This is a genomic window from Paraburkholderia franconis (genome assembly GCF_009362735.1).
Taxonomy (GTDB): domain Bacteria; phylum Pseudomonadota; class Gammaproteobacteria; order Burkholderiales; family Burkholderiaceae; genus Paraburkholderia; species Paraburkholderia franconis.
In genome coordinates, this window is sequence record NZ_WHNP01000001.1 from 302809 (window position 1) to 328478 (window position 25670).

Here is a 25670-nt window from a genome sequence, read left to right on the forward strand (position 1 = left end):
TTCAATCCAAAGGAACGCACAGGTGTCCGCACCGAACCTGATTCCTCATATCCGCAGCGCGCTCGAATCGCTGCGGCCCGCCGAGCGCAAGGTCGCCGACATGGTGCTGTCGGATGTCGACTTCGCGATGCGCGCGAGCATCACCGAGCTTGCGCAGCGCGCGGATGTCTCCGAGCCTTCCGTCACGCGCTTTTGCCGTGCCGTCGGCGCGCACGGCCTGCGCGACTTCAAGATGCAGCTCGCGCAAAGCGTCGCGGGCGGAATGCCGTATGCGTCGCAGGCCGTCGCGCGCGACGACGATACGCAGGCGCTGATTCAAAAGGTCGGCGAAGCGGCCGTCGAAGGCATCATGCAGGCGCGCAGCGCGATCGACCCCGTCGCGGTGAATGCCGCGATGGCCGCGCTGGCGAGTGCGCGCCGCGTGTATTTCTTCGGCGTCGGCTCGGGTTCGGGACTCGTCGCGCAGGACGCGGCGTTGCGTTTCCTGCGGCTCGACATCGCCGCGAGCGCTTTTACGGATGGGCATTTGCAGCGCCTGTACGCAGGCCTGCTCGAACCCGGGGACGTCGCGTTCGCGATTTCGCATTCGGGGCGCAGCGTCGAAGTGAACGAGAGCATGCAGATCGCGAAGGAGCGCGGCGCGACGACGATTGCATTGACCAACGTAGGCTCGCGGCTCGCGTGGATGGTCGATATTCCGTTGCTGCTGCGTGTGCCGAGTCCCATCGATCCGAATACGCCGGGCGTGTCGCGGCTCGTGCATCTGTGCGTGATGGATGCGCTTGCGATCGGTGTCGCGTTGCGCCTCGAACCGCACACGCTGGAGAAGATGCGTCACGCGAAAGCGCGGCTGGCGCACGAAGCAGACGAGGCCGCCGAGGATGAGCCGCGTTAGTCAGGCGTTCGTCATCGATCTTTAGCGATGCACGTAGCCGAACCGCCGCGACAGACGTTGCGTCGCTGCAAGCAATGTTTGCGCGGCGCCGCCCTGCGTATCACTGTCGAAGCTCCCCGCCGTGCCCATCAGCGCGATCACGAGCACGATGCTGCCTGTGTGATCGAACACGGGCGCGGCCAGCGTGTTGATGCCGGGGATCGGCTTGTTGAGCGCGGTGTCGATGCCATGCTCGCGGATCTGCGCGAGACGCTCGGCATACGGTGGCGCGAGCTTTGCCGCGCGCGCATCGGTCGACGCGAAAATCTCCGCGCGCTGCGCACCCGCGAGACGCAGATGATCCTGCGCGAGCAGACCATGCCGCACATCGTCGGCGACATGGGCGGCGAACACGCGGCCGATCGCCGTGTTGACGAGCGACATCACGGTGCCCACGCGCAGGCTCACATGCAACGGCCGCGCCGATTCTTCGAGCCGCACGACGGTCGGTCCCAGCGGACCGAGCACGGCCATCGCGACGCTCATGCCTGTCGTCACCGCGAGGTCGACGATTTCGGGCTCCGCTTCGCGCGTCGGCGACAGGCGCTGCAATCCGATGAGACCCAGTTCGAGCGCAAGCGGCCCCGCTTCGAAACAGCCTAATGCATCGCGCCCGAGCAAGCCGATCTTCTGCAAGCTCACCAGATGCGGAAAGGCCTTCGCGGCCGGCATGCCCGCTGCCGCCGCCAGATCGCGCAACGACAACGGCTTGCCAGCCGCGACGAGAGCCGTGAGCAGCTCGCCCGTGCTGTCGAGCGACTGGATGCCGCGCTGCTGTTTTGCGTCGGCGGTTTCGGATGACGAGGTCTTGAGGGCTTCGTTCATGTTCAATGCGCCACGATATCCGCGCCGATCTCGCGCGCCGCGTTTTGCAGCGCCCGCGCGATCGGCCCTGTCCAGTTCACGTCGATTGCGCCGCTCGGGCCGATCACCGTCAGCGCGACGCATAGCTCGCCAGCGGCATCGAGCACGGGCACGGCAAGACTGCTGATGCCGGGGCTCGGCGCGTCGATGCCGCGTTCGATGCCGCGCTCGCGGATAGCGGCAAGCGTCGCGTCGAATGCTTTGCGTTCGGCGGGCGCGACGATGTCGGCCGTGTTGCCCGACTGGTTCGCCCACATCGTCTGCAGTTGAGCGGGCGCGAGGAATGCGCAGAACACGCGTCCCGTCGATGTGGCCGGCAACGACATCACCGTGCCCAAATGCAGGTTCACATGCAACGGAAAGCCCGCATGCTCGTAGCGGACGATGGTCGGCCCTTGCGGACCGGCCGTGCAGATCGCGACGCTGAAGCCGATCTCCTCGGCGAGCGCGGCGACGCGCGGCACGGCGGCGCGAAACGCAGGCTGGTTCGCGAGCCGCATCAGGCCGAGCCGCAATGAAAGCGGCCCCGGCTCGTAGCGTCCCGAGAGGTCGTCGCGCTTGATGAGGCCGAGCCGCGTAAGGCTCACGAGATACGCGTGCGCCTGGCCGGGCGCGATGTCGGCGGCCGATGCGAGGTCGGAGAGCGCGAGCGGCGCACGCGCCGTCGCGAGCGCATGCAGTAGCCGTCCGCCGACTTCGACGCTCTGGATGCCGCGCTGCTGCTTGCCCGCGCCCGTTTCGCTGTCTGTTGCTGCCTTGGCTGCCTTGCTCATGCCGCTCACGCCGTTCGTCCGCGCCGAAAAAAGGTCCATGTTAAACGAACGCGCGCCTTCGGCCGCCGCCGATCGCGCCGATCCAGTGAGCGTTCAGGGTAAACACGAAATTAGCATATAGCGATACGTTTAGCTATTGACAAATAATCGGCAACGTCTAAGATGGAATCAACCCGACGCGACAGCAACAGCCGCCGGGCAATTCCAACCCAATGGGGCGAGACAGTCATCCTGCAGTGCGCCGGCCGTTCGCATGGCGCACGCCGTCTCGCCCGTCGCACCATCAATTGACGGAGACGAGCATGGCCAAGGCATTCGCATCGCAAGCCGACCTCGAAGAGAAGAAGATCACGTGGACGCAGCTGTCCGACAACGCGTACGCGTACACGGCGGAAGGCGACCCGAACTCGGGCGTGATCGTCGGCGACGACGGCGTGCTGATCGTCGATACGACCGCGACGCCCGCGATGGCGCAAGACCTGATCGCGAAGATCCGCAGCGTCACCGACAAGCCGATCAAATACGTCGTGCTGTCGCACTACCACGCGGTGCGCGTGCTTGGCGCGTCGGCGTATTTCAACGAAGGCGCGCAGCAGATCATCGCGAGCCGCGGCACGTATGAAATGATCGTCGAGCGCGGCGAGGCCGACATGAAGTCGGAGATCGAGCGCTTTCCGCGCCTCTTTGCGGGCGTCGAAACGGTGCCGGGCCTCACGTGGCCGACGCTCGTGTTCGAGAAGGAAATCACGCTGTTCCTCGGCAAGCTCGAAGTGCGCATCGCGCATCTGGGCGCGGGTCATACGAAGGGCGATACCGTCGTGTGGCTGCCTTCGCAAAAGGTGCTGTTCTCAGGCGATCTCGTCGAATACGAGGCCGCGTGCTATTGCGGCGACGCGCAACTCGAACAGTGGCCCGCGACGCTCGAAGCGCTGCGCTCGCTGAACGCCGAGAAGCTGGTGCCGGGCCGCGGCCCCGCGCTCACCACGCCTGAAGACGTGAACAAGGGCCTCGACTATACGAAGGACTTCGTCACGACGCTCCTGCAAAGCGGCCGCGAGGCCGTCGCCGAAAAGCTCGATCTGAAGGCCGCAATGGCGCACACGCGCAAGGCGATGGACCCGAAGTTCGGCCAGGTCTTCATCTACGAGCACTGCCTGCCGTTCGACGTGTCGCGCGCGTATGACGAGGCGAGCGGCATCACGCATCCGCGCATCTGGACCGCGCAGCGCGACAAGGACATGTGGGACGCGCTCCAGGCGTGATTCCAGGCGTGATGCGTGGCGGCATGGACGAAGCACAAAGCAGACGGATGGAGACAGCAGAATGAGCAGCATCGACTACCAGACCTTGTCGTTCGAATACCGGCGCTGCGCCGAGCAGGACAACGGCGCGGCGAAGCATCCCGTGATCGTGGTCGGCGCGGGGCCCGTCGGTCTCGCGACGGCAATCGATCTCGCGCAGCACGGCGTGCCCGTCGTGCTCGTCGACGATGACTGTTCGCTTTCGACAGGTTCGCGTGCGATCTGCTTTTCGAAGCGCTCGCTCGACATCTTCGATCGCCTTGGCTGCGGCGACCGGATGGTCGACAAGGGCATCAGCTGGAACGTCGGCAAGGTGTTCCTGCAGGACGAACTGCTGTACACGTTCAATCTGCTGCCGGAGGCGGGGCATCATCGTCCCGCGTTCATCAACTTGCAGCAGTACTACGTCGAAGGCTTTCTGCTCGAACGTGCGCAGTCGCTGCCGAATATCGACATCCGCTGGAAGAACAAGGTGGTCGGCTTGCAGCAGCACGGCGAGCCGGGTTCCGCCGATGCGTTCGTCACGCTGACCGTCGAGACGCCCGATGGCGAATATCCGTTGTGCGGCCGCTATGTGATTGCCGCCGACGGTTCGCGCAGCCCGATCCGCAACATGATGGGCCTCGACAGCAAAGGCCGTGTGTTCAAGGACCGTTTCCTGATCGCCGACGTGAAGATGGAAGCGGAGTTTCCGAGCGAGCGCTGGTTCTGGTTCGATCCGCCGTTCCATCCGAATCAGTCGGTGCTGCTGCATCATCAGCCCGACAACGTGTGGCGCATCGACTTTCAGCTCGGCTGGGACGCGGACCCCGTTCTCGAGAAAACGCCCGAGCGCGTGCTGCCGCGTGTGCGCGCGCTGCTCGGCCCGGATGTGAAGTTCGAACTGGAATGGGTCAGCGTCTACACGTTCTCGTGCCTGCGCATGGAGCGCTTCCGGCATGGCAACGTGGTGTTTGTCGGCGATGCCGCGCATCTCGTGTCGCCGTTCGGCGCGCGCGGCGCGAACAGCGGTTTCCAGGACGCGGAGAACATCGCTTGGAAGCTCGCGATGGTGCTGGACGGCCGCGCGCCGGATACATTGCTCGATACGTACGCGAGCGAACGCGAATATGCAGCCGACGAGAACATTCGCAACTCGACGCGTTCCACCGATTTCATCACACCGAAGTCGCCCGTCAGCCGCACGTTCCGCGACGCCGTGCTGAAGCTCGCGCGTAAGCATCCGTTCGCGCGTGCGCTCGCAAACAGCGGACGTCTTTCGGTGCCTGCGGTGCTGCGCGATTCGACGCTCAACACGGCCGATTGCGACAGCTTCGAAGACAAGATGGTGCCGGGGACTTCGTGCGCGGACGCGCCGGTCTTGCTGAATGGCGGGCCCGCCTGGCTGCTCGCGCAATTGGGCGAGGTGTTCACGGGCGTGCTGTTCTGCGGCAAGGACGGCATCGACGCCGCGACGCAACGTGCGCTGAACGCGCTGCACGATGGACCGATTCCGTTGAAGCTGGTCATCGTCGCGCGTGATGGCGAGGGCGATGCGGTACGCGATCCGAAGGGCGCCGTCGTGCTTGAAGATGCCGAACGTCTTGCGTTCTCGCGTTACGACGCGACGCCCGGAACGTTCTATCTGATCCGTCCGGACCAGCATGTGTGCGCGCGCTGGCGCACGCTCGATGCGGCGCGCGTCGAAGCCGCGCTCAAGCGGACTTTGTGCGTGGAAGGTATTGCGTAAATGCAGCGTACGGAGCAACAGGAGACAACGGTGGCACTCATCACGCAACTCAATCTGACACAACCCGACGACTTCTACGAAGCGCTGATCGACATGCATCGCGACTTCGATGAAGCACAAAGCCAGGCGGCCAACGCGCAGCTGATCCTGCTGCTGGCGAATCATATCGGCGACTACGCGACGCTGATGGAAGCGATTCGATATGCGCGCGAAGGCGTCGACGGAACGAATCTTCCGGCTGCTGCCGGGCATGCAGCGGACGCGCCGCGCGTCGCGGCCTGATCTTTTTGATGCGGCTCGTAGCGTAAGCACACGCGAGCCGCCGCTTTTCCCACAGCCTCACACCTTCACAACCTCACAACACGGCGCAACAGACGCCGGACCCGCTGGGTCCGTTGGACCCGTATTGTCTGGAGATCCTGATGAGTCAGTCCATGAGCCACTCCGTTCCGCATGCCTATGAGCCTGGTGGTTCCGCCGCCGCGCAGCACGACGACACGGCGCTTTATCGCAAGGTCACGTTGCGCATCGTGCCGTTTCTGTTTCTCTGCTATGTCATTTCGTTTCTCGATCGCATCAACATCGGCTTCGCGCAATTGCAGATGAAGCATGATCTCGGCTTCAGCGATGCGATGTATGGACTCGGCGCGGCCGTCTTCTATATCGGCTACGTGGCGTGCGAAGTGCCGAGCAATCTGCTGTTGGCCCGCTTCGGCGCGCGCCGCACGTTCACGCGGATCATGCTGCTGTGGGGCGCGGCGTCGGTGTGCATGATGTTCGTGTCGCGACCGTCGCATTTCTATCTGCTGCGGTTCATGCTCGGCGTGTTCGAAGCGGGCTTCTTTCCGGGCATCGTGCTGTATCTGACGTACTGGTATCCCGCGCGACGGCGCGCCGTGATCCTGTCGATCTTCTTCGCGGGCGTCGCAGTGGCCGGCGTGCTCGGCGGACTCGTCTCGGGCTGGATCATGCGCGACATGGCGGGCGTCATGGGCCTGTTCGGCTGGCAATGGATGTTCGCGATCGAAGGCGCGCCCGCTGTCGTGCTCGGATTGCTCGCTGCGTTCTGGCTCGTGGACGGGCCGCAAAAGGCCGCGTGGCTCACGCAGCAGGAGAAGGATCATCTGATCGCGCAACGCGACGCCGAGCATCGTCCCGCGAGTTCGCATTCTTCACGCTCGTTCATCGACGCACTGCGCAATCCGCGCGTCTATTTGTTCGCGTTCATCTATTTCTCGCTGACGTGCGCATCGTTGACGCTCAACTTCTGGATGCCGTTGATGATTCGCGATTTCGGCGTGCATGACGTGCTGTGGATCAGCCTGTACACGGTGATTCCCAACGCAATCGGCGCTGTCGGGCTGATTCTGATTGCGCGTCATTCGGACCGTCACGGCGAGCGCCGCAGGCATTTCGCCTTTTGCACGATGGGAGGCGGCATTGCGCTCTCGTTGCTCACACTGCATCTGAGCAGCTTTGCCGCGATGCTCGGCATTCTGTCGATTGCGGCCGTGCTGATCTTCGCCGCGCTGCCGATCTTCTGGACCGTGCCGTCCGGTTATCTGTCCGGCAAGGCGGCGGCCGCGGGCATCGCGCTGATCAGCAGCATCGGCATTACGAGCGGCATCGTGAGCCCGTGGGTAATCGGGATCATCAAGACGCAAACGGGCAGCATGGACGACGCGCTCTATCTGCTGACCGCACTGCTCTTCATGAGCGGCATCGCATTGCTGCGCGGCGTGCCTGCACAGCGCAGCGCGGACCAGGCATCTGCCTGATTTCCTAGACCTGCACCGATGGAATGCTCTTCATGCAACGCAGCGCGAACATCGATCGGCTGTGTCGAATGCCGGAGATCTTGTAGAGCTTTTCGCGCAGGAAGCGTTCATAGCCCGCCGTGCCATCGACGGCCACCTTGATCAGATAGTCGTATTCGCCCGACACGAGATACGCCTCGAGCACTTCGGGCAGCGTCGCGAGTTCGGCGCCGAAGCGGGCCAGCGCGTCATCGTCGTGCCGGTCGAGCGTGACCTCGATCAGCACGACATCCGCGAAACCCAGCTTCTGCTGGTCCAGCAACGCGACGTAGCCGCGGATATAACCGTCGGCTTCGAGTTGACGCGTGCGGTTCCAGCACGCAGTAGTCGACATGCCGACGAGCTCGGCCAGCTCGGCATTCGACAGGCGAGCGTTCTTCTGCAGCGCGCGCATGATCGCGCGGTCCTGGTTGTCCAGCGGGCGGGTGCGGGCTTGCATGATGTGCGTTTGGAAGAATACTCGGAGAATTTCTATTCTACCGGAACGATATTCCGCCCATGGCCCGTCTTTCGCCTGAGACAGGAAGCCTATCCACGGGCATCGCCGGTATATTCTTCACCATGCTTCCTTGCCCGCAACGACAGGCGGATGACCCTCCGTCAACGGGTGCCGCGTCATTCGCAAGATGGCGCCGGCAGGGATGGTCAGCGGCGAAACCCACGCCGTGCGGCGCGTTCATCGGTCACGGAAGCATTCATCCTCTGCGCGGTTCTTGCGCGTCTCTTCCCCGCTTCTATTCGTACGCCTGTTTTTTGTCGTATCGACAGGCGCTTTTATTACTAAAACAATCAACCTATATTGCAGAAACAATACCTGTCATCGCGGACGTGATTCCAGTCGGGCCCGGCGTTGAATCACGCGTGCGCGCCACGTCGCATCGTCAAGTCATGGCGGTCTTCGGCAGACGGCCATGCTTCAACCAGCAGGGGGAGCCATGTCTACGTCACCTCTTTTCGATGCGCCGCACGATTCCAGCGATTTGGCGGGGCAGGCCGATTCGCGCCTGCACAACCGCGACCTCGCGCCCGTTCCGCACGATCGTCGCACGTGGACGGGCTATAGCATCTTTGCGATGTGGATGTCCGACGTGCACAGCGTCGGCGGCTATACGTTCGCGGCGAGCCTCTTTTTGCTCGGCATTTCCGGCTGGCAGGTGCTGATCGCGCTGACGGTCGGCATTCTTGTCGTCTACATGCTGATGAACTGGGTCGGCAAACCGAGCTATATGCACGGCATTCCGTTCCCGGTGATGGCGCGGGTGAGCATGGGCGTGATGGGTGCAAATCTCGCGGCGATGATTCGCGGCGTGGTCGGCATCGTCTGGTATGGCGTGCAAACGTACTTCGCGTCCAAAGCAGTTGCGACACTGCTGCTTTTGTTCATTCCTGCTTCGGCGGCATTGCGTGAAGTGAGTTTTCTGAAACTCGATGGCCTGGGCTGGGTGAGCTTTCTTTTCATGTGGATATTCCAGCTCTTTATTTTTCAACGCGGGATGGAGACGATCCGCAAGTTCATCGATTTTTGCGGGCCAGCGGTATACGTCGTGATGTTCGCGCTGATGGCGTGGATTCTTTCGCAAGCGGGGCTTGGCAGCTTGAGCCTGACTCTTGGCGGCAAAACGCTGACGGGCACGGAACAGTTTGCGGGCATGGGTAATGCCATACTTCTCGTGGTCAGTTATTTCGCCGCGTTGCTGCTCAATTTCGGCGACTTCTCGCGTTTCGCAAGAAGCGAGCAGCAGATGAAAGTCGGCAATTTCCTTGGCCTGCCCGTCAACTTCATCGTCTTTGCGATCATTACCGTCATCGTCACGTCGGGTAGCGCGAGCGTATTCGGTTCGATGATCATGGACCCTGTCGCGATCGTCGCGCACATCCAGAACAAGGTGGCCGTGGTGATCGGCAGCCTGACGTTTATCGTGGCGACAATGGGCATCAATATCGTCGCCAATTTTGTTTCGCCTGCCTATGATCTCGCCAACCTCTTCCCGAAGCATGTCGATTTCAAGCGCGGCGGTCTGATCGCGTCCATTCTTGCCGTGCTCGTTTGTCCATGGATTTTTGTCGACAGTCCAAAGGCTATTACGATTTTCGTCAGCGTGTTCGGCTCCGTGCTCGCACCGCTGTATGGCGTAATGATGGCCGACTTCTACCTGATCAAGAAGCAGCAGGTGCAAACGGCCGAACTCTATACGATGGCGCCGACGGGCCGTTTCTACTACGACGGAGGCTGGAACAAGGTGGGTGTTGCGGCGCTCGTCCTGTCGGGATGCATCTCCGTGGGTTGGGAGTTGTGCACACAGTTACTGCACGTGCTGCCCGAAAACAATTTCGGCTGGCTGATCGGTGCGGTTGCGGGCGCGGTGCTGTACGTGGCGATGATGCGGTTCGCGCGGAGAACCTGAAAGAATGACCGGGCACGCGTTCGTCCTCGCTAAAGTTCTCCGAGGCGAAATAATATGGGCTCGGGAAAAGCCTTAATGGACCGATTTCGGCGCTAGTTTGTCTTTAGACACCGATCGAATTATTCGATACTCAGATGTCGATTCGTGGCGCGCGCCCATGGCGTGCCACCGTCGCCATATGCGCGCGCGTATATAGCAAGAGCCGCCGAAGCAATAACCCATACTGCTACGACTCTTTCGAACGGACACGAAGATGGACCGGCTGGACGCGTTAAGGCTGTTTGTCGAAATCGCCGAAGCCGGGAGTTTTTCCGCGGCCGCGCGAAAGAGCACGATCTCGACTTCGACAGTCACGCTTGCGCTGCAAAAGCTGGAAGAAGAAGTCGGTGCGCGACTCATTACGCGCACGACCCGGCGACTGTCATTCACGCACGAAGGTCAACGTTTTCTCGACGATGCGCGCCGCGTGCTCGCCGACTGGGATGCCGCAATACTGAGCCTGCGCGACGACGGCCCGTTGAACGGACCGATCCGTCTCACGGCCAGCAACGACTTCGGCCGGACCCGCGTCGTGCCATTGCTCGACAAGTTCATGGGCCTGCATCCGCAAGTGCAGGTGTCGCTGCTGTTGACGGACGGCGTGGTCGATCTCGTCGATCAGCGTCTGGACCTTGCGTTGCGCAACGGACCCCTGATCGATTCGCGGCTCAAGGCGCGGCTGCTGCTGACGGGCCCGCTCGTCGTCTGTGCGGCGCCGTCGTACTGGACGGCGCAAGGCAAACCGATGCACCCGTCGCAACTTTCTTCGCACAATTGCCTGATATTCGCGCGGCCCGATGGACCGCTGTCGGACTGGCCGTTCATCATCGACGGCAAGAAGGTGTCGGTGAAAGTATCGGGAAACCGCGTCGCGAGCGATGGCAGCGTGTTGCGCGAATGGGCTGTCAACGGCTATGGCGTGGTCCTCAAGAACCGTTGGGACATCTATCACGAACTGATGTCCGGCCGGCTCGAAACCGCGCTGGACTCGTTCATCGGCGAACGCGTCGATCTGTTCGCGGTCTATGTGGGCGCCGTGCCGAGCCGGCGCGTCGGCACGCTGATCGACTTCATTGCGCACGAGCTTGCCGTCGACGATGCGCTCGAACTGCACCCACTAGACAGCACGCGTCCTCTCTAGCACGAGAGACGTTTCCATTGTTCAGACCTGAATCCGGCAGGCATGCAGCGTTGCCGGGTTGCACCCGTATTCAAAAGCAGGTAGCCTAACTGCGATTGATTTAGTCGGAGTGGACATGTCTCATATCAGCGCGGGCGTCGAATACGGGTTGCACTGCCTGCTTTACCTGACCGAACAGGCGCCAGGGGGCGTAACGGAAGCGAGCGTGCGCGATCTCGCGGAACTGCAAGGCGTACCCGCCGATTACGTCGCGAAGCTGTTCACGAAGCTGCATAAGGCGGGGCTCGTCATTGCAACAGAGGGCGCGAAGGGCGGCTTTGCATTGGCGCGTCCGGCGAACCAGATTTCGGTACTCGATGTCGTGACGGCCATCGACGGCGACAAGCCACTGTTCGAATGCCGCGAAGTGCGCACGCGCTGCGCGGTATTCGGCGAGACCGCGCCGACATGGGCGTCGAGCGGCGTCTGCTCGATCCACGCTGTGATGCAAAACGCCGAGAAGCGCATGCGCGAGGCGCTGGCATCGCAATCGCTTTCGGAACTGGCGACGCGTACATCGGCGAAAGCGCCACGCACGTTCGGGCCGCAAGTCGTGAAGTGGCTCGAAGGGCGTGCGACTGGCCGGCGCCGGGAGCGCGGCGATCGTCTTCGGGCACACGACGCGGAACGATAGATCGCCGGGTCATATTCCCCGCGAGTTCGACGCGAAAGGCCGCAGCATTGACGCTGCGGCCTTTTTGTTTGCGCATCGAAAGGGCCGCATACTTGCGGCTGATGATTTACGCTGTCTCGAGTTGCTCACTGCCGGTGCGTTCCCGCTCCCATGTCGCCCAATCGGTCGCTACGGCTGCGAGGTCCGCATGCGCGCGCTTCAACGCGTCAATGCGTGCTTCCTGATCGGAGAACTGCAGCGGCTGCGCATCGACGAAGGTCGGGTCGTCGACACCGATGAAGCCGAACGCTGCCTTGAGCGCCGGCGTCAACGCATCCATCGACGAGAACACGTTGCCGGGGCGCAAATCCGCGCCACGCGTGGTGATAAACAGTACTTTCTGACGATTCAACTGGCCGACGATGCGCCCATCGTCCGTCGTCTTGTAGGTGATGCCGGCACGCGTGATGTTGTCGATGAACGCCTTGAACGCGGACGGCATCGACCAGTTGTACATCGGCATCGCAAAGACGAAAGCATCGGCCTCGAAGAGGCGCTTGCAGAGCGCGTCGGAAGCAGCGAGCGTCGCGCGCATTTCATCGGTGCGCTCCTGTTCGTCGCGATACGTCGCAATTGCAAATGCCTCGGTGACGTGCGCCGGCGTATCGACAGTGACATCGAGGTAATCGACTTCGACCTCCACGCCTTCGCTGCGCAAGTTGTCGATGAACTGGCGCGACAGTGCGCGGGAATTGGACCGCTCGCGCTTAGCGCTCGAATCGACGTGAAAAATCTTCATGTTTGCTCTCCAGTTGCAACGTTTTTGAAAACCGGCGCCGCACTTTGGCGGCAGAAGACGGCTGCGTCATTCGCGTGCGACGGGACCTTCGTTTGCGTCACGTCTCTGTTACTGCGACTAGCGATATCGTAGTTGCGAGAATAGTGGGTTTGTGAATTCAATGCAACGGAGAGGATGCGGATGGAGATTCCCGGCGTCGTGCATCCGGAATTCGTGTGAAGAAGCGAGAGGCCTTATGCAGTGAGGCTTACGCGGTTATCGAGGTAGACGGCTAGAACATCGATGATGAAAACGGGAAACAGTGTTTCGCGGAATGCATCGTACGTGCCAAAGAAAACAGCGGCCATTTGGCCGCCGTTGAACAGGAAAGAAGTCGAGCGTATGGCAACGACACACAAATATCTAAGGTTTCTCCACTTCCTTATATACATTTACGCGCGGACGAATCGACGGTCGAGACTAATCGAGTACGATGCCCCTCGCATAGCCCGGGCACTTCCGACGCCAGAATCATTCGATTGCGGTTTGCGGGGAAATACGTTTCGCATGCACGCGGACGGAACACGGGATCACCGCGTCGAATTGGCCTGCCGGTGAGCACGCAGAAGGCGTCCTTGCGCGCGAGGCCGATCCGCCATACCTGATCCGCGTAATGGCCCGAGCGCGGGTCGCTCCAGCACACGCTAAGCGTTTTCGACGACAGAAGTTCGAGAATTGAAATATGCGCCGGCGGCGGTTCCACTTCGACAGGTTCCAGTGCTTCGGGCGGCGGCCGTTTGGTCATGCGGAATTTCTTCTTTGGACCGTATTGCGCTTTTCTGGTTGATTCGAGCGTCGAGGGTGTGGGCATCAAAACGCCCACCAATGCGCGTCGAACAATATCTTCTTCGACCGGACGAGTCATCATTCACCTCCGTCACAGAGTTTGGCTGGCGGCTCGCGATCGCGCGGCCGAGGTGCTGCTGCTGACGTCAACGTTGTTGTACGGTGTGGCTCGCAAGGCAATTTGTTTGACATGCCTGCATGGCGCAGCGATGCTCAACATCGATTTCAGGCATCGACGCGCCAGACTCTATATTGGACGTTCGGACCGCAATACGGCAAGCTAAGCTTCGCCGATCAAGGGGCAATATCGCCTGGTAAGGGGTTGGTCGACGCGCGTCGCAAAGACGATGAGCGCGTGCATCGCACGCTGGATAAAGGCGCGCAACGATCCAGTGGCCGATAGCCACTACCGACGGGCAACCAAATGCTTGAAGTTTGCGCGCGTGCCTTGCTTTCCGTCGCTCTGATTGGATAAGCGTCAAATATGCACTCGGCTTACTTCTTGTCCCACATCACGAGATCCTTATCGTTGTCGTCCGCGACAAAGATGGCGAGCAGCTTCGCAGGCTTGGTCTTGCTGGCGTTTTCGCTGATCAGATGGTGAGCGCCGGGTGTTTCCGTCCAGCTTTCACCCGCGTGATACACGCGCGCTTCGCCGTCGTCGACCTTGCTGCGAATTTCGCCCTGCAGCACATAGCCAACCACGAACGCCTGCCCATGGCGATGCGGCGGCGAAACGCCACCCGGTTTGTAGTCGACGACGACGGCCGTCATGGTCTTGCCCGGCACGTTTGCAATGGCGGTCTGGAACGCCGGGCTGATGTGCTCGTGCGAACCGTCGATGCCATGCGCATGGGCGGCGTGCGATGCACCGAACGCGATACACGCTGCGGCAGTGGATGCGAGAACGGTCTCGACGAAATTCATTTTCTACTCTCCGATACAAAGCATTTCTGATGGTTGCGACGATGGAAGTCGGATACGAACGTGCGTTTATAACTGCGACTAAGTAAATCGTAGTTCAGAGAGTAAACGCTTTGCTGGAACTGTGCAAGCAACGTCCCGCGTGCCACCGTGAACGTATGAAAGATCCGTAACGCGCCCGCTTTCCCATATAGCGAGATGTTGGTCCCTGCTCATCGCAATCGATCGACGGTTCGACGTGTGGATGCCAACGTCACATTCCGCTTGCGATGTTTGTCAAGCATGTCTAGAATCGTCATCATTGACATTAGAGTCAAACATAACGAGCGGCTCGTTCCGCTCCCTGAAAAACCGCCACGCAGCGCGCGGCTTCAAGCGGAACTCTTCACCATGTCTACAGATGCATCCCTCTCGTCGACGGCCGGCGCGGGCCGTATCGCCGTATGGCGACATATCTTTGCGGGTTTCAGCGCGAGTCTCGTCGGTATCGGACTCGCTCGCTTTGCCTATACGCCGCTTATTCCGCCGCTGATCCAAGCGCGCTGGTTCGCGGCATCGGATGTCGTGTACCTCGGCGCGGCCAATCTCGCGGGCTACCTGATCGGCGCGCTGCTCGGACGCCCTCTTGCGCATCGCGTGACGAACACGTCGGCATTGAGAGCGATGATGTTGCTCGTTACGGCGGCGTTTCTTGCGTGTGCGTTTCCGGTATCGGTGGCGTGGTTCTTCTTCTGGAGATTGATGTCGGGCGTGGCGGGCGGAACGATCATGGTGCTGGTCGCCGCAACCGTGCTGCCGCACGTGCCCGCGGCTCGCAAGGGGCTTGCAAGCGGAGCGATCTTTCTCGGCCTCGGCGTCGGCATCGCGGCTTCGGGCACGATCGTTCCTCTGCTGCTCAACCTCGGCTTGCAGAATACGTGGATCGGCATTGCCGCCGTGTCCGCCGCGCTGACATTGGCAACATGGCATGGATGGCCGTCTGCAACGCACGCGTTGCACGTTTCATCGGCGTCTCACACTGTGAAGACGCGCGAGCCTTCGGCGGTCCGCGCGCTTTACGTCGAGTACGCATTGATGGCGCTCGGCCTCGTTCCCACGATGGTCTTTCTCGTCGACTTCATCGCGCAGGGGTTCGACGCGGGCGCGCACATCGGTGCGTCGTACTGGATTCTCTATGGCGTGGGCGCGATCTTCGGCGCGCCTGTATATGGTTTGGTCGCAGACCGCCTGGGCGGACGTTTCGCTATCCGCGTGCTGTCGCTGCTGCAAGTCGTGGCGGTTGCGGCGCTTGCGATGTCGAGCAACAGGGTGCTGGTCGGCGCGCTGACGCTGCTGATCGGCAGCTATCCGCCCGGTATCGTGCCGACGATGCTCGCGCGCATCCACGAAGTCGTGCATGACCACGGCAAGCAGCACGTCGTGTGGAGCCGCGCGACGACGACCTTTGCAGCGTTTCAGGCGATCGCTGGCTACGCATATTCGGCAATCTTCAACGCGAGTGGCGGCAATCATCGTTTGCTGTTTGCAATCGGCGCGGTGGCGCTGACGTTCGTTGTCGTCGCGGACTGCGTGGCGCCGTGGCTCGCGCGAGAGTCTGAACAAAACGGGAGCATCACATAGTGGTTTTCACGAGCGGCACTTTGGTTCTTGAAAACGCCGCCGGCCGAATCGTCTATAAAAGATGGAGTGCTTTGACTTAACAAAGATTAACTACCGCTCCTGCTTTTGACATACGACAATTCGATCATTCAGTCTCGTATGGTTCGTGCAGGGATGACATCGACAGGAGGCGTTCGATCGTGAAGGCCGGGGCAGATCGTTCACTCGGGAGCGTCCTCGACGACGCCGACGCTCTGCCGCAAGCGCGCACGCACCGCAGCCGCACACGCTTGACATTCACGCCGACTCTTTTCGTTCTCGGCGTCTGCGGCTGGTCGCTGATCGAGACGCCTGCCGAACTCGACCCTTCGTTGGGCCACCTGGGCATCGCAGCGCTCGCGATCGCAAAGATTCTCTGGGCCGTAATAGGCGTTGCGGCTGTGCGTGGCGTCAGGCGCGCGCAGTGGCTATTTTCTTTTCTGTGCGGACTGAGCCTCGTCGCAATCGTACCCGGACTGCCTGTCGAACTGAACGAGTCGGTGTGGGTGTTCTCGCAGTCGCTGATCGAATGTCTGCTCAAGGCGGGTGCTTTGCTCGCGTTGGGCCTTTCGCGTGCATCGCGCTCTCGCGGCATGGCAGTCGTCGCATGGAATGTCGTCAGCGAGTCTTCTTCCGATACCCTCGAGCAACGCTAAATGTACTAGACGGTTAGCGGTCGCCTGAACAGATCGCGTGCGATCGAGCAGAACAGATCGGTCGTGGGACTTTGATCCTGCAGACGGCGGCTCATGATAATCGGCGACGACACCTGCGCGTCGTCGAGCGAACGATACGTCACGCCTCGTGCGCGCAAACCTCTGACGCTTTCCGGCACAAGGCACACGCCGACCTGCGCGGCGACAAGGCCGAGCGCCGTCTGCAACTCGCGTACTTCATGGACGGCCGCGGGTTCGACGGCATGATCGCGGAAGGCGGAGAGCTGCTGGTCCGCATAACTGGGCCGTGGCGTGGACGGATAGATGATCAGCGTTTCTTTCGCAAGCGCATCGAGCGTCAACGTCCCGTTTTCCGCGAGCGCATGGCCGGCGGGCAATGCGGCGATCAGCGTCTCTTCGACGAGCACCTCACGCGCCAACTGCGGTTCGTCGAAACGCAGCCGACCAAAGCCGACATCGATGCGTCCACCTTTTAGCGCGCTCAGTTGCTCGATCGTGAACATCTCGATCAGCGAAATCTGGATGAGCGGCGCCGCTTCCCTGAATGCGCGGATCACGTCGGGCAACGGGCCGTACAGCGTCGACGGCACGAAGCCGATGACGATGCGCTCGGCGAGTTGCGCGAGGCGTCGCGTGAGAGGCAGCAACTCGTCGCTCTCTTCGAGCAGGCGCTTGGCCTGCGCGTAAAAGACACGTCCGGCTTCCGTTAGCTTGAGCGGGCGCGCGCCCCGTTCGAAGAGCGCAAGGCCCACGCTGTCTTCGATCTGCTGGATCTGCCGCGAGAGGGGCGGCTGCGTCATGTTCAGCCGTTCGGCGGCGCGCGTGAAGTTCCTTTCTTCCGCGACCGCGACGAAATAGCGAAGTTGGCGCAGTTCCATCTATGCCCTGAAGGTATGGAAATAGACTCAATCGGTCTTGGACGGATTCCGCTGGCACCCCTAGTATGGGACCAACAGCAGGAGAGCCGTATGATACCAAGCCCCATACAGATACAAGCCGTAGACACCATTCTCGTCGATGTTCCCACGATCCGGCCGCATCGCCTGTCCGTTGCTACGATGAATTGCCAGGTCCTTGTGCTGATCCGGATTCAATGCGCGGATGGTATAGCGGGCTGGGGCGAGGCGACGACGATCGGCGGTCTCGCTTATGGCGAGGAAAGCCCCGAGAGCATCAAGACCAATATCGACACCTACTTCGCGCCGATGCTCAAAGGCATGGATGCGGCGCGCCCCGGCCAGATCATGACGAAGCTACGCGAGAGCTTTCAAGGCAATCGCTTTGCAAAGTGCGCGATCGAAACGGCGCTGTTCGACGCGCAAGCTCGACGCTTCGGCGTGCCGCTGTCGGAACTGTTCGGCGGCCGCGTGACGGATTCCGTCGAAGTCGCGTGGACGCTTGCGAGCGGCGACACGGGCCGCGATATCGACGAAGCGCATCAGATGCTGGAAATGAAGCGCCATCGTGTGTTCAAGCTGAAGATCGGCACGCGTGTGCCCGCTGACGACGTCGCGCATGTTGCCGCGATCAAGGCCGCCGTGGGCGACCGTGCACAAGTGCGGGTCGATGTGAATCAGGCGTGGAGCCAGGCCGAAGCGATGTGGGCCATCGAGCGGCTCGCGGATACAGGCTGCGATCTGATCGAGCAGCCAATTGCCGCCGAAGATCGACGCGGCCTCAAGCGTCTCACGCATCTGTCGAAGGTGCCCATCATGGCCGACGAAGCATTGCACGGCCCCGTCGATGCATTCGATCTCGCGAGCACTCACGCTGCCGATGTATTCGCCGTGAAGATCGCGCAGTCGGGCGGCCTGACGGGCGCGGCGAGCGTGGCCGCAATTGCGCTCGCATCGGGTGTCGACCTGTATGGCGGCACGATGCTGGAAGGCGCGCTCGGCACGATCGCTTCTGCGCAACTGTTCAGTACCTTCCGCGAATTGAAGTGGGGTACCGAACTTTTCGGGCCGCTGCTTCTCACCGAAGAAATTCTCGTCGAGCCGCTGCGCTACGAGAACTTCGCGTTGAAGTTGCCGCAAGGCCCGGGCCTCGGCATTCAACTCGACCTCGACAAGATCGAGAGATTGCGCCGCGATGCGAAGCGCGGCGCGCGTGTAGTGAAGCTATGACGGTGCTGACACGGCCCGTTAAGCATCGTCGTCAGTGATTGGACTAAAGGAGACATCCCCATGGAAATCAAAGCCATCGACGCCCTGTTGAACACGATCAACGAGAGCGCCACGCACGAAGGCAACGCCCGTACGAAGCAGGTGGTCAACCGCATCATTCGCGATCTGTTCATCACGATCGATGAACTCGATGTGACGCCGAACGAATTCTGGTCGGCGCTGAATTACCTCGGCGAAGCGGGGCAAAGCGGTGAGCTCGGCCTGCTGGCGGCGGGTCTTGGCTTCGAGCACTTCCTGGACGTCCGTCTCGACGAAGCGGAAAAGAATGCAGGTATCGCGGGTGGCACGCCGCGCACGATCGAAGGTCCGCTGTATGTGGCTGGCGCGCCGGAATCGACGGGCCATGCGCGTCTGGACAACGGCAACGAGCCGGGCGAAACGCTGGTGATGCGTGGCCGTGTGCTCGCCGAAGACGGTCAGCCGCTGCGCGGCGCGCTGGTTGAAGTGTGGCATGCGAACCATCTCGGCAACTACTCGCACTTCGACAAGTCGCAGCCCGAATACAACCTGCGCCGCTCGATCCGCACCGATGAAAACGGCAACTACAGCTTCCGCAGCGTGGTTCCCATCGGCTATAGCGTGCCGCCTGAAGGCAAGACGCAGCAGCTGCTCGATCTGCTCGGCCGTCACGGTCATCGTCCCGCGCACATTCACTTCTTCGTGTCGGCGCCGGGCTATCGCAAGCTGACGACGCAGATCAATATCGAAGGCGATCCGTATCTTTGGGACGACTTCGCGTTCGCCACGCGCGAAGGCCTCGTGCCCGCGCTGAAAAAGGAAGAGGGCGCGACGGGCAAGCCGTATGGTATCGACGGCCAGTTCGCGCTGATAGACTTCGACTTCAATCTCGTCAAGGAACGCAACGACGTGCCGACGAGCGAAGTGGAGCGTGCTCGCGCCTGATCGCGCGCATTGAAAACGCGGCGTGTAGCGAATGTCGCGCAATCATCCGAAAGTCACTCGAAACAAGCGGAGTACCCGAATGCTATTTCACGTGAAGATGGTCGTTAAGCTGCCGCCCGATATGCCTGTGGAGCGCGCGAACGAATTGAAGGCCAATGAAAAGGCCATGGCGCACCGGCTGCAGAAAGAAGGAATCTGGAGACACTTGTGGCGTATCGCCGGACTGTATGCGAACTACAGCGTGTTCGACGTGGAAAGTCCCGCGCAGCTGAATGATCTGCTCATACAGCTGCCGCTCTATCCGTATATGGAAATCGAAGTCGATGCGATATGCCGGCATCCGTCGTCGATTCACGAAGACGATCGCTAACGGCTTTGTTTTTGTTTTCGCCAGGGCCGTAAAAACAAAAAAGGAAGAGACCAGGCACGCGTCTCTTCCAAAGTACTACTAGGGTAGCCCTACCAGACAACAACCACTACAACAAAAACCAGTTTGATCAGTCGAGCGCGGCAGCAGGCCCGAAGAATTCGTAACGGCTCTGCTTCTCGGGCACGCCGATCGCTTTCAGATGCCGCTTCACGGCCTTCATGAAAGGCTTCGGTCCGAGGAAATACACATCGACGTCGCGCGTCGCGGGCATCCATTCGATCAGACGCGCTTCATCGAGCAAGCCCTCCGCGTGATGCGCCTCATCGTCGGCACGCGGCTTTTCATACACGTAGAAGCGCTTGAGTTGCGGATGACGATCCGCGAGTGCGTCGATGACATCGCGGAACGCATGCACGCCGCCGTGACGCGCTGCGTGGATGAAGTGAATCGGACGCGACGTTTGCAGCGCGGCGTTGAGCATCGCGAGCGTCGGCGTGATGCCGACACCGCCGCTGATCAGCACGAGCGGCTTGTTGCTGTTATCCAGCGTGAAATCGCCCGACGGCGCGTACAGGTCCAGCGTCGAGCCTTCGTGCACGGAGTCGTGCAGGAAGTTCGAGCCCTTGCCGTTCGGCTCGCGCTTCACGCTGATCCGATATTCGTGGCCATTTGCCGCAGCCGACAGCGAATAATTGCGGCGGATTTCTTCACCTTCGACGACCAGGCGCAGTCCGATGTACTGACCCGGACGGAATTCGAGCACATCGCCGCCGTCGGCCGGGCGCAGATAGAACGACGTGATCTCATCGCTCTCCTTGACCTTGCGCGCCACCACGAACTCACGCGTGCCGCGCCAGCCGCCATTGGCCGTTTCCTTTTCGACATACACGTTCTCTTCGAGTCCGATCAGCAGGTCGGCCAATTGCTGATAGGCCGCAGCCCATGCTTCGATCACGGCATCCGTTGCGATCTCCGCGCCGAGCACTTCGCGGATCGCGCGCAGCAGACATCCGCCGACGATCGGATAATGCTCGGGAAGGATGTTCAGCGCGACGTGCTTGTTGACGATTTGCGAAACCAGTCCGCCGAGTTGTTCGAGTTGATCGATATGACGCGCATACATCAGCACCGCATTCGCCAGCGCACGCGGCTGGTCGCCCGATTGCTGGTGAGCCTGGTTGAACAGCGGGCGCACGCTCGGGTACTCCGACAGCATGACTTTGTAGAAGTGCGTGGTGAGCGCTTCACCACCGCTTTCGAGCAGGGGCACGGTTGCCTTGATGATTGCGCGTTGTTCGGCTGACAGCATGAGTTTGTTCCTCGCGGTTGGGGTGATCGGCGCCCACCAATGCGGCGGGTCTCGGGTAATCACCTAAAGCAGGTATCGGGCCAGCTCGCGAGCGTCGTAAAATCAAGGGGTTAGAAAAATCATCTGTGGATATGACAAGGGTTAAACAGACTTCGTACGAAGTCAAACTGACTGCATCTGAAGTGCTCGATGCGCTGCTGCCGCTCGTCGAGGATCTGACGCGAGACTTGCCGGAACGCGAGCGCTATCGCCGGCTGCTGACGACGCTGCGCACGCTTTTTCCCGGCGATGCTGCGGCCCTTTTGCGTCTCGACGAAGACACCCTCGTTCCGCTCGCGATCGATGGCCTGAGCGGCGATACGCTCGGCAGGCGCTTTCGCGTCGGCGATCATCCACGTTTCGAAGCGCTGCTCTCGACTCGCGGGCCGACGCGCTTTCCCGCCGATTCCGCTTTGCCCGATCCCTACGATGGCTTGGTACAGGGCGTGAGCGGCCATCTCGAAGTGCATGATTGCCTTGGCTGTCCGCTGTTCATCGGCGGCAGGCCGTGGGGCCTGCTGACGCTCGATGCGCTCGACCCGGAGCGCTTCGACAGCATCGACATGCACGCGCTGCAGGCGTTTCTGAGTCTCGCGGCGGCCACGGTGAGCGTCGCGGAGCGCATCCACACGCTCGAGCGCAACACGGAAGATGAACGTCAGCGCGCCGAGGCGTATCGACAGGCGAGCGGGCAGAGCAGCCGTGAACTGATCGGCAGCAGCGCGGCGCATCAGCAACTCGTCAACGAAATCCGCGTCGTCGCGAACAGCGAGCTGACGGTACTTGTGACGGGTGAAACGGGCGTCGGCAAGGAACTCGTCGCGAACGCGATTCACAGCGGCTCGCCGCGCGCGAACAAGCCGATGATCAGTCTCAACTGCGCGGCGTTGCCCGATACGCTCGTCGAAAGCGAACTGTTCGGGCACGTGCGCGGCGCGTTCTCGGGCGCGTCGTCGGATCGCAGCGGCAAGTTCGAGCTGGCCGACGGCGGCACGCTCTTTCTCGACGAAGTCGGCGAGCTGCCGCTCGGCGTGCAGGCGAAGCTGCTGCGCGTGCTGCAGAACGGGCAGTTGCAGCGCATCGGCTCGGACAGCGAGCACAAGGTGGACGTGCGGCTTATCGCCGCGACGAATCGCGACCTCGCCGAAGAAGTGCGCGCCGGACGTTTTCGCGCGGACCTGTATCACCGGCTGAGCGTCTATCCGTTGCGCGTGCCGCCGCTGCGCGAACGCGGACGCGATGTGCTGCTGCTCGCGGGCTTCTTCCTCGAAGAGAACCGCGCGCGGCTCGGGCTGCTCAGCATCCGGCTCGCCCACGACGCGCAGGCCGCGCTGCTTGCGTACAACTGGCCGGGCAACGTGCGCGAACTGGAGCACATGATCGGGCGCAGCGCGTTCAAGGCGCTGTCGCGCCATCGCGAGCGGCCACGCATTCTGACGCTGACGGCTGCGGACCTCGGCATGTCGGCGAATCCGGGCGGCGATCTGGCCGCGCCTGCATTGCATTCGTCTTCGACGGATACGGCCGAAGCGAGCGCCACCGATTTCCGCAGCGCCGTCACGGCTTACGAGCGCACGCTCGTCAGCGAGGCGCTCGATCGCAACAACCACAACTGGGCCGCCGTCGCACGCACGCTCGGCATGGATCGCGCGAACCTGAACCGGCTCGCGAAGCGTCTCGGATTGAAGTGAGCATGTTTCAAGCGGCGCACGAGACCTGATTTGGTAGTATCTGATAAGTCAGTCAGATCGCGTTTGTTCCAGGAGGCCTCGCGTGCGTCATTACACCAAAGACAATTTCAAGGTGAGGGAGAGCGTCGGCTTCCAGCTCGTGAAGGCGCGCAACCTGATCGTCACCGAGATGGACGCGGCGCTCAAGGAACTCGACATCTCCGGCCAGCAAATGGGCATCATGCTGATGCTCAGACAGAAACTCGCGTCGACGCCATTCGAGCTGTCGAAAATGCTCGGCATCGACACGGGGCTGATGACCCGCATGCTCGACAAGCTCGAAGCGAGAGGGCTGCTGGTGCGCTCGCGCGATCAGGAGGACCGTCGCGTCGTCAATCTTTCGCTGACGAAAGACGGCATCGCCGTCGCCGATCAGATTCCCGAAATCGCGCCTGACGTGCTCAACGCGCGCCTCAAGGACTTCACAAAGGCTGAACTCACCGAACTGCGCCGCTTGCTGCGCAAATTCCTGGGCGACTGAACACGCTCTGCGCGGCCGTTCGGCCCGCGCCCGCATTATCCAACTGAAAGACAAGGACTGTCGCATCTGATGGAACAATGAGTTTCACGCGTACACCGTTGACTGTATCTGACATGTCAATTATTGTTGTTGCAAATAGCACGGAGTCAGATATGTTGCACGATCCGAAAGACGATTTCCATTTGACGCAAGACGTCATTTGCGCGATCAGCAAGGCGCGCAACGTCGTGATGACACAGATGGATGCAGCGGTGAAGGACCTGAACATCAGGGCGCATCATGTCGGCATTTTGTTGTCGCTGATGCGCGGCGTCGATACGACACCGGCGATGCTGTCGCGGCACCTCGGCATCGACACGGGTCTGATGACGCGCATGCTCGACAAGCTCGAAGCGCTCCGCATGCTCACGCGCTCGCGCAGCAGCGACGACCGGCGCGTCGTGAATCTCGAACTGACGGATGCGGGCCGCGAAGTCGCGCTGCGTATCGCCGAGATCGCGCCGGATGTGCTGAATGCGCGGCTCGAGCGCTTCACTGCAGCGGAATTCGATGAACTGCGCCGTCTGCTTCGCAAATTCCTCGTCGATTGAATGATTTTTTTATCCAATTATCTGATAGGTCAGAAAATGAGCAATCAGTCAAATGCCGGACAACGCGCGTCGCGGGCGCTGAAAGTGGGTGTGTCGGTGATGTTCGCGGCGGTGCTGTCGGCGTGCGTGAACTACGTGGGCATCCACAGCGACGCGAAGACGGCCGAGCCGCAGCAGTACGCGACGCAGCAGAGCATTCCCGCCGAGCAGGGCCATTGGCCCGCCGCTGATTGGGCCGATCAGTTCGGCGATGCGCAACTGAAGGCGCTGATCGACGAAGCGCTGAAGGGCAGCCCGACGCTCGACCAGGCGCGCGCCCGCGTCGCGGCTGCTTCGGCCTTTAGCGAAACGGCGAAAGCGGGCACGATGCCGCGCGTCGACGCAAGCTACTCGCTCACGCGCCAGCAGTTTTCCAGCACGGCGCTCGTGCCGCCTCCGTACGGCGGTTCGTGGCAGACCGAAAACAAGGGCCTGCTGAGCGCTTCATACGATCTCGATCTGTGGGGCAAGAACCGCGAAGCGTTGAAGTCGGCTGTCTCGCAACTCCAGGCCAGCCAGGCCGACGCGGAACTCGTCAAGCTGACGCTGACGACGTCGATCGCCCGCACGTATAACCAGCTCGCGCGCCTGTATGTGCTGCGCGACATCGCGCAACAGGAGATCACGCAGCGCGAGCAGATCGACCGCATCACGGCGGGCCGCATCGCGACGGGGCTGGATACGGAAGTCGAGCGCAAGACCGCGCAGGCCAATCTCGCGACGAGCCGCGCGACGCTGAAGGCGCTCGACGGTCGGATTCTCACGACGCGCTATCAGATCGCCGCGCTGCTCGGCGCGGGGCCGGACCGTGGCTTGCAGATCGCGCGTCCGACGCTCGGCATTGGCGACGAAGTGCGTCTGCCCGACAACCTGCCCGCCGATCTCGTGAGCCGCCGCCCCGATATCGTGGCCGCGCGCTGGCGCGTCGATGCGATGACGCACGACGTGAAGGAAGCGAAGGCCGAGTTCTATCCCGACATCAACCTGAGCGCCGCGATCGGTCTCGACGCGTTCGGCTTCGGCCGCTTTCTGACTGCAGCGAGCCGCACGGCGTCGGTGGGTCCGGCTATCCATCTGCCCATCTTCGATGCGGGCGAATTGCGCGCTCAACTGAAGGGCCGTTACGCCGATTTCGATTATGCCGTTGCGACCTACAACCAGACGCTCGTCAGCGCATTGAGCGAAGTCGCGACGCAGCTCGCCGACGTGCGCTCGACGGATGGGCAGCTCGTCGATGCGCAGAACGCGCAGGATGCCGCGCGCCAGGCCGACAAGCTCGCGCTGGTGCAGTACAAGGCCGGTCTCACGAACCAGCTGACGGTCCTGAATGCCGACGTGAACGCGCTTTCCGCCGATCAGGCCGTCGCGAACCTGCGCATGGACCGCCGCGATCAGCAGATTGCGCTGGCCTCTGCGCTTGGCGGCGGCTTCGTCGATGCGTCGAATGCGTCCGATCCCAACACGCCTTCCGTCGCCGCGCGCTGAGCGGCAACTCACCGAATCCG

At 61.7% G+C, this 25670-nt stretch carries 25 protein-coding genes; 17 read left to right on the forward strand and 8 right to left on the reverse strand.

Going from position 1 to position 25670, the window contains the following annotated elements; all coding sequences use genetic code 11:
• The first annotated feature begins 22 nt into the window (after window positions 1-22).
• Window positions 23-895 carry a MurR/RpiR family transcriptional regulator gene (locus GCT13_RS01480; protein WP_321574135.1) on the forward strand — a complete coding sequence of 291 codons (873 nt, stop codon included), beginning with the start codon at window positions 23-25 and terminating at the stop codon, window positions 893-895.
• A gap of 21 nt (window positions 896-916) precedes the next feature.
• Here GCT13_RS01480 and GCT13_RS01485 read toward each other — a convergent pair whose 3' ends face one another.
• Window positions 917-1759, reverse strand: coding sequence for an IclR family transcriptional regulator (locus GCT13_RS01485; protein ID WP_152754987.1), 843 nt, complete (start codon window positions 1757-1759; stop codon window positions 917-919).
• A 2-nt stretch (window positions 1760-1761) separates the two neighbouring features.
• Window positions 1762-2610 (reverse strand): IclR family transcriptional regulator, encoded by an 849-nt coding sequence (locus GCT13_RS01490; protein WP_152754988.1) that lies wholly within the window; start codon window positions 2608-2610, stop codon window positions 1762-1764.
• A 263-nt stretch (window positions 2611-2873) separates the two neighbouring features.
• On the opposite strand from GCT13_RS01490, the gene GCT13_RS01495 reads away from it, so the two are divergent.
• From GCT13_RS01495 to GCT13_RS01510, 4 genes are all read left to right on the forward strand, one after another.
• Window positions 2874-3833, forward strand: a complete 960-nt coding sequence (locus GCT13_RS01495) for an MBL fold metallo-hydrolase (RefSeq protein WP_152754989.1) — start codon at window positions 2874-2876, stop codon at window positions 3831-3833.
• Window positions 3834-3894: 61 nt separating this feature from the next.
• On the forward strand, window positions 3895-5601 hold the full coding sequence (locus tag GCT13_RS01500) for an FAD-dependent oxidoreductase (protein ID WP_152754990.1): 1707 nt from the start codon (window positions 3895-3897) through the stop codon (window positions 5599-5601).
• Window positions 5602-5631: 30 nt separating this feature from the next.
• Window positions 5632-5883, forward strand: a complete 252-nt coding sequence (locus tag GCT13_RS01505) for a DUF2783 domain-containing protein (protein WP_321574136.1) — start codon at window positions 5632-5634, stop codon at window positions 5881-5883.
• A 152-nt stretch (window positions 5884-6035) separates the two neighbouring features.
• The gene (locus GCT13_RS01510; protein ID WP_152755072.1) at window positions 6036-7379 is read left to right on the forward strand and encodes an MFS transporter; all 1344 of its coding nucleotides are present in this window, start codon (window positions 6036-6038) and stop codon (window positions 7377-7379) included.
• Between the two features lie 4 nt (window positions 7380-7383).
• Here the strand turns inward: GCT13_RS01510 and GCT13_RS01515 are convergent, their stop codons facing one another.
• Complete coding sequence (locus GCT13_RS01515; protein ID WP_152754992.1) at window positions 7384-7857, reverse strand: Lrp/AsnC family transcriptional regulator; 474 nt, start codon at window positions 7855-7857, stop codon at window positions 7384-7386.
• 496 nt (window positions 7858-8353) lie between these two features.
• Between GCT13_RS01515 and GCT13_RS01520 the strand changes: the two genes are divergently transcribed.
• The 3 genes from GCT13_RS01520 (at window position 8354) to GCT13_RS01530 (ending at window position 11676) form a co-directional block, all read left to right on the forward strand.
• Window positions 8354-9823 (forward strand): NCS1 family nucleobase:cation symporter-1, encoded by a 1470-nt coding sequence (locus GCT13_RS01520; RefSeq protein ID WP_152754993.1) that lies wholly within the window; start codon window positions 8354-8356, stop codon window positions 9821-9823.
• A 253-nt stretch (window positions 9824-10076) separates the two neighbouring features.
• On the forward strand, window positions 10077-11003 hold the full coding sequence (locus tag GCT13_RS01525) for a LysR family transcriptional regulator (RefSeq protein ID WP_152754994.1): 927 nt from the start codon (window positions 10077-10079) through the stop codon (window positions 11001-11003).
• Between the two features lie 115 nt (window positions 11004-11118).
• The gene (locus GCT13_RS01530) at window positions 11119-11676 is read left to right on the forward strand and encodes an RrF2 family transcriptional regulator (RefSeq protein WP_152754995.1); all 558 of its coding nucleotides are present in this window, start codon (window positions 11119-11121) and stop codon (window positions 11674-11676) included.
• A gap of 106 nt (window positions 11677-11782) precedes the next feature.
• On the opposite strand, the gene GCT13_RS01535 is transcribed toward GCT13_RS01530, so the two are convergent.
• From GCT13_RS01535 to GCT13_RS01545, 3 genes are all read right to left on the reverse strand, one after another.
• Window positions 11783-12454 (reverse strand): FMN-dependent NADH-azoreductase, encoded by a 672-nt coding sequence (locus tag GCT13_RS01535; protein WP_152754996.1) that lies wholly within the window; start codon window positions 12452-12454, stop codon window positions 11783-11785.
• Between the two features lie 421 nt (window positions 12455-12875).
• The gene (locus GCT13_RS01540; RefSeq protein WP_321574137.1) at window positions 12876-13361 is read right to left on the reverse strand and encodes a DUF3331 domain-containing protein; all 486 of its coding nucleotides are present in this window, start codon (window positions 13359-13361) and stop codon (window positions 12876-12878) included.
• Window positions 13362-13774: 413 nt separating this feature from the next.
• The gene (locus GCT13_RS01545; protein ID WP_152754997.1) at window positions 13775-14206 is read right to left on the reverse strand and encodes a cupin domain-containing protein; all 432 of its coding nucleotides are present in this window, start codon (window positions 14204-14206) and stop codon (window positions 13775-13777) included.
• A gap of 387 nt (window positions 14207-14593) precedes the next feature.
• Here GCT13_RS01545 and GCT13_RS01550 point away from each other — a divergent pair, with 387 nt between their 5' ends.
• Together GCT13_RS01550 and GCT13_RS01555 are read left to right on the forward strand one after the other, a co-directional pair.
• Window positions 14594-15823 (forward strand): YbfB/YjiJ family MFS transporter, encoded by a 1230-nt coding sequence (locus GCT13_RS01550; protein ID WP_152754998.1) that lies wholly within the window; start codon window positions 14594-14596, stop codon window positions 15821-15823.
• Window positions 15824-16002: 179 nt separating this feature from the next.
• Complete coding sequence (locus GCT13_RS01555) at window positions 16003-16497, forward strand: hypothetical protein (RefSeq protein WP_321574138.1); 495 nt, start codon at window positions 16003-16005, stop codon at window positions 16495-16497.
• A 5-nt stretch (window positions 16498-16502) separates the two neighbouring features.
• Here the strand turns inward: GCT13_RS01555 and GCT13_RS01560 are convergent, their stop codons facing one another.
• The gene (locus tag GCT13_RS01560; RefSeq protein WP_152754999.1) at window positions 16503-17396 is read right to left on the reverse strand and encodes a LysR family transcriptional regulator; all 894 of its coding nucleotides are present in this window, start codon (window positions 17394-17396) and stop codon (window positions 16503-16505) included.
• Window positions 17397-17486: 90 nt separating this feature from the next.
• Here GCT13_RS01560 and GCT13_RS01565 point away from each other — a divergent pair, with 90 nt between their 5' ends.
• The 3 genes from GCT13_RS01565 to catC all read left to right on the forward strand — a co-directional run bounded on the left by GCT13_RS01565 (window position 17487) and on the right by catC (window position 19977).
• Window positions 17487-18644 (forward strand): muconate/chloromuconate family cycloisomerase, encoded by a 1158-nt coding sequence (locus GCT13_RS01565; RefSeq protein WP_152755000.1) that lies wholly within the window; start codon window positions 17487-17489, stop codon window positions 18642-18644.
• Window positions 18645-18704: 60 nt separating this feature from the next.
• On the forward strand, window positions 18705-19607 hold the full coding sequence (catA, locus tag GCT13_RS01570) for a catechol 1,2-dioxygenase (RefSeq protein ID WP_152755001.1): 903 nt from the start codon (window positions 18705-18707) through the stop codon (window positions 19605-19607).
• 79 nt (window positions 19608-19686) lie between these two features.
• Complete coding sequence (gene catC, locus GCT13_RS01575) at window positions 19687-19977, forward strand: muconolactone Delta-isomerase (protein WP_152755002.1); 291 nt, start codon at window positions 19687-19689, stop codon at window positions 19975-19977.
• 127 nt (window positions 19978-20104) lie between these two features.
• Here catC and hmpA read toward each other — a convergent pair whose 3' ends face one another.
• Window positions 20105-21286, reverse strand: coding sequence for an NO-inducible flavohemoprotein (hmpA, locus tag GCT13_RS01580; RefSeq protein WP_152755003.1), 1182 nt, complete (start codon window positions 21284-21286; stop codon window positions 20105-20107).
• A gap of 131 nt (window positions 21287-21417) precedes the next feature.
• Here hmpA and norR point away from each other — a divergent pair, with 131 nt between their 5' ends.
• The 4 genes from norR (at window position 21418) to GCT13_RS01600 (ending at window position 25650) form a co-directional block, all read left to right on the forward strand.
• Window positions 21418-23016 carry a nitric oxide reductase transcriptional regulator NorR gene (gene norR / locus GCT13_RS01585; RefSeq protein ID WP_152755004.1) on the forward strand — a complete coding sequence of 533 codons (1599 nt, stop codon included), beginning with the start codon at window positions 21418-21420 and terminating at the stop codon, window positions 23014-23016.
• 82 nt (window positions 23017-23098) lie between these two features.
• On the forward strand, window positions 23099-23536 hold the full coding sequence (locus GCT13_RS01590; RefSeq protein ID WP_321574139.1) for a MarR family winged helix-turn-helix transcriptional regulator: 438 nt from the start codon (window positions 23099-23101) through the stop codon (window positions 23534-23536).
• Between the two features lie 152 nt (window positions 23537-23688).
• Entirely contained in the window at window positions 23689-24126 is a 438-nt protein-coding gene (locus GCT13_RS01595; protein WP_152755006.1) for a MarR family winged helix-turn-helix transcriptional regulator, read from the forward strand.
• A 36-nt stretch (window positions 24127-24162) separates the two neighbouring features.
• Entirely contained in the window at window positions 24163-25650 is a 1488-nt protein-coding gene (locus tag GCT13_RS01600; protein WP_152755007.1) for an efflux transporter outer membrane subunit, read from the forward strand.
• Window positions 25651-25670: the final 20 nt, after the last annotated feature.